The sequence below is a fragment of the Poseidonibacter antarcticus genome, assembly GCF_003667345.1.
In the GTDB taxonomy this organism is placed as follows: domain Bacteria; phylum Campylobacterota; class Campylobacteria; order Campylobacterales; family Arcobacteraceae; genus Poseidonibacter; species Poseidonibacter antarcticus.
On the sequence record NZ_RCWF01000028.1, the window covers coordinates 1 to 4,479 of the forward strand.

The 4,479-nt window shown below is 29.7% G+C and carries 4 protein-coding genes and 1 rRNA gene; 1 reads left to right on the forward strand and 4 read right to left on the reverse strand.

All coding sequences use genetic code 11. The features are described 5' to 3' along the window. The first annotated feature begins 24 nt into the window (after nucleotides 1-24). Nucleotides 25-141 (forward strand): 5S ribosomal RNA (gene rrf, locus D9T19_RS14220). Nucleotides 142-557: 416 nt separating this feature from the next. Here rrf and D9T19_RS14225 read toward each other — a convergent pair. From D9T19_RS14225 to D9T19_RS14240, 4 genes are all read right to left on the reverse strand, one after another. Continuing rightward, entirely contained in the window at nucleotides 558-1,361 is an 804-nt protein-coding gene (locus D9T19_RS14225) for an ABC transporter ATP-binding protein (protein ID WP_121628909.1), read from the reverse strand. After that, nucleotides 1,358-2,260, reverse strand: coding sequence for an ABC transporter permease (locus D9T19_RS14230; RefSeq protein ID WP_121628910.1), 903 nt, complete (start codon nucleotides 2,258-2,260; stop codon nucleotides 1,358-1,360). Before D9T19_RS14230 ends, D9T19_RS14225 begins: the two co-directional genes overlap by 4 nt. Before the next feature lie 14 nt (nucleotides 2,261-2,274). Beyond that, on the reverse strand, nucleotides 2,275-3,234 hold the full coding sequence (locus D9T19_RS14235; protein ID WP_121628911.1) for an ABC transporter substrate-binding protein: 960 nt from the start codon (nucleotides 3,232-3,234) through the stop codon (nucleotides 2,275-2,277). 234 nt (nucleotides 3,235-3,468) lie between these two features. Beyond that, on the reverse strand, nucleotides 3,469-4,023 hold the full coding sequence (locus D9T19_RS14240) for a GNAT family N-acetyltransferase (protein ID WP_121628912.1): 555 nt from the start codon (nucleotides 4,021-4,023) through the stop codon (nucleotides 3,469-3,471). Nucleotides 4,024-4,479 lie beyond the last annotated feature (456 nt).

Genomic DNA, 4,479 nt, shown 5'->3' on the forward strand with positions numbered 1-4,479 from the left:
TATATATATTGATTACTCAGTTTTGCTGGTGGTTATAGAGAAGAGGAAATACCCAGTCCCATTTCGAACCTGGAAGTCAAGCTCTTCATCGCTGATAATACTGCAGGGTCCCCTTGTCGGAAACGTAGGTCACTGCCAGCTCTTGAGTATTTATTCAAATTAGCTTAGCTTTTTACACTTATTCTAGTGTGAAGAGCTAAGCTTTTTTTTTGAGCGGTTTATGCTTATTTTGCCTTTCTTATTCTTGCTTTCTTATATTTAATTTCTATGTTCTAAATATTTCTTTATTCTTTTCTTTTATCATAATCTATATTATTTTTAATGATTTTTAGTTTATTTATACTCTTGACAAATATATTTTATTGGATTTTTTTGCATAAAAAAAGGTCAATCTTTCGATTAACCTTCTTTTTTATTTCTATTTATTAGATTGATTCTAATATTTCAATATAGAATAATATCTCATGGTTATTTAAATGGTTTATCTTCAATAAAATTTGAAGATAAATAGAAATATTATAGGCTACTTAATTTTAGTTAATATATAAAGCTATTTTTTAAGCATCCAATAATAATTTATCATCATCTAATTCTTCACCATCTTTACGAGCAAGTGCGAATAAATTAAGTAAATCTTTTACTTCATATTGCGATCGTTCCTTCCCGGCTAAATCAAAAATGATTTTACCTTCATGTAACATGATTGTACGTGATCCATGATCTAGTGCTTGACGCATTGAGTGAGTTACCATCATTACAGTTAATGATTTTTCTTTAATAATTTGTGAAGAAATGTCCATAATAAGCGCAGCTGTCTTAGGGTCTAATGCTGCTGTATGTTCATCTAATAACAAAATACTACTTGGTTGTAATGCAGACATTAATAAACTAACAGACTGACGTTGTCCACCAGATAATAATCCCATTTCAGAATCTAATCGATCTTCTAAACCAAGATTAAGTCTACTTAACTGTTCTCTAAATATTTTACGTAATTTATTATTTAATGCAAAAGATAAAGAACCACGATTACCCCGACCATATGCAAGTGCCATATTTTCTTCTACTGTTAAATTACCGCAAGTTCCTGCAAGTGGATCTTGAAATACACGTGCTATATCTTTAGTACGAGCTGTCGCAGGTAAATTTGTAACATCTCTATCATCAAATAAGATACTACCATGAGTTGATTCAATATCTCCAGCAATTGTATTAAGAAGTGTTGACTTCCCTGCACCATTAGAACCAATAACTGTAACAAATTCACTAGTTGGAATAGTTAAATCTATTCCTCTTAAAGCCAGTTTTTCAGTTGGTAAACCATGATTAAACGTAACATGTAAATTTTTACAACAGATCATTTTATTTTTCCTTTTGCTTTTTTGGCTTTCCATTCACTACGTAATTTAGGAAAAACTAAGGCTAAAGCAACAAGCACCGCTGTAAGTAAATTTAAATCTGAAGCTTGAAAACCTAAAAAGTCAGCATTTAATGCCATGGAAACAGCAACTCTATATAGGATTGATCCAACTATACAGCTCATCACAATCACAAGAATTGAACGAGTTGCAAATAAAGATTCTCCAATTATAACAGCAGCTAAACCAACAACAATTGTACCTATTCCCATAGTAGAATCAGCAAATCCGCTAGTTTGTGCAAATAAAGCACCTGCAAGTCCAACAAGTCCATTTGATAATGCTAATCCCACATATACTTTTTCATTAACTACAATACCATTTGCCTGTGCCATTCGTTTATTTGAACCTACTGCACGCATTGCTAAACCATATTGAGTATATAAAAACCAAGCTACTAATAACCCACCTATGATTGCGCATACAGCAACAAATATAACTTTCATATACATGGCAGGAATGCCTAGGTTTTCAAAGGGAGTTAGCATAGTTGGTTCCATAATTAAAGCAACGTTAGGTTTACCCATTACACGAAGATTAATAGTGTATAAAGCAGTCATTGTTAAAATACTGGCTAATAAATGAAGAATATTAAAACGTAAGTTTAACCATGCAGTTACTATTCCAGCACAAGCAGCAGCAAGTGTACCAATTAATGTTGATAAATAGGGATTAACACCAGAAACAATTAAAGTTGCAGTTACAGCAGCCCCTAATGTAAAGCTTCCATCAACAGTTAAATCTGGAAAATCTAAAATACGAAAAGTAAGGTAAACACCCATAGCAACTAAACCATAAATAAAACCTATTTCTAATGTTCCTAAGAAAGCATAAAGTGACAATTTAACAACTTTTATTATTTAATAATTTTAGTAGCACGTGTAAGTACTGCTTCAGGAATTTTAACACCCATTCGTTTAGCCATTTTTGGATTAACAAATAAATTAGTACCTTTTGCCATTTTAACATCAATAGAGCCAGCTTTTTCGCCTTTTAATATTCGAACAACAATATCTCCAGTTTGACGACCTAAATCAAAATAGTCATAACCAACAGCAGCAATAGCACCACGTGAAACTGTATCTGTATCACCAGCAAATACTGGAATTTGTGCATCAATACCAACTTTTACAACGGACTCAACAGCAGAAATAATAGTATTATCAATTGGACAGTAAATAGCATCTACTTTACCAACTAATTGTTTAGTTGCAATCATTACATCTGATGATTTTGGTGCCGCAGCTTCTATGATTTTAATTCCCATTTTTTCTGCTTCTATTTTGATAGAAGCTAACATTGAAACTGAGTTTGTTTCCCCTGGATTATATGGAATACCAACTGCTTTTAGGTTTGGAACAAATTCTTTAATTAATGCAAGGTGTTCTTTAATATTTGCCATATCTGATAATCCTGTTACATTCCCACCTGGTTGTTTTAATTTTGGAACAAGTTTCGCAGCAAGAGGATCTGTAACAGCTGAAAATACAACTGGAATAGTATTACTTACTGTAACAGCAGCTTGAGCAGAAGGTGTAGCAATCGCAACAATTATATCTGGTGCATCACCCACCATTTTACGTGCAATTTGTGCTGCAATATCTGTTTTCCCCTGTGCACTTTCATAAGTAAATTTTAGTTTATCTCCACTATACCCATTGTCATTTAATGTTTGTTTGATTCCATCTCTTACTGCATCTAATGCAGGATGCTCAACAATTGCCGTTGTTGCAATATAAACAGGTTTAGCTTGAAGTGCAGCACTCACTAATAGAGTAGATACAATGGCACTTTTAAAAATTGAACTTAATCTCATACTTAATTCCTTTGAATGAATATTATTTGTTTTAGGCTTTTGAAATAATTGTATATTTTTATAACTAAATGCTTACTGAATTGTTAAAACTAAACAATTTAAATCTTAGTTACAGCTTACTTTTTATATATGTGAATAAAATGGTTATAAATATATGATTGTAAAAAGTACTAAAACATCATAGTACTTTAATTAAAAACTTTCTACATAAAACTTTTCATAATAAATTTTAACTCAAAGTATTTTTACCATATGATGATATTTATGTTTTGATACTTCTAAAATAGTATTCTTTTTAAAACCTATTTTTTCATATAGTTTTAATGCTTTTTGTTTTTCAAAAGAGACTAAAAGAGATAGTTTTTTGAAGCCTAACTCTTGGGCTTTTTTTTCTACAAAAGCGAATAGCTCTTTTGCAAATCCTTGTCCTTGAAACTTTTCAAAAACACTTACTGTATCTATATAAAATTCATCTTTAAAACACTCTCTTTCAAAAGCATTTCTAAAAATGCCTTTGGAAGCTAAATATTCTAAAACAGGTTTATCAAACTCTTTGATTCTATTTGAATCATAAGCTATTATTATTCCTGCTATTTCATTTTCTACTTTATATACACTAATATTTTTATAACTTAATCTATTTATATCCATATTAATATATTTATTTAATATTTCTATAATCTTATCTTTTTCATTTTCACCTGTTAATGTAGTTGCTATATTTCCAATTGCGTTTAAAATTAGATTTGCTAGTATTAAGTTTTTTTGCTTTTTTGCTTGTGTTATCATGTAATTATATCTTTTCTCATAATTATACCTTTCTTGGTTATGACGATAGTTAATAAATTCAAATAAAAGTAATTAAAATAAAGATATTTATTTTTAATTGTTGAGTTTATAAAATTTTTGACATTCAATGTCTTGCTATTGTAATTATTAAAGTTATGGGTGAATTTCATTCTTACTTTAAATTAGCTTGTCATTAATGTATTGTACTATTATTAGAATATTTATTATATTATTAAGAATTTTGTGAAACTAAACAGATTTAAAAATAACTAAAATATAAAAAACCCACCCAAATTAACAAATTTAAGCGAACATTTAGCAAATCCCCTTGACAAAGCAAATAAAACCCCCTATAATTCCCGTCCAATTTAAGTGACATCAAGTGTTACGAGAAATGGATGATCTTTAACAATGTAATTTAAGTTTGTAAAGTAATCTTTATAAACTGAATATAAT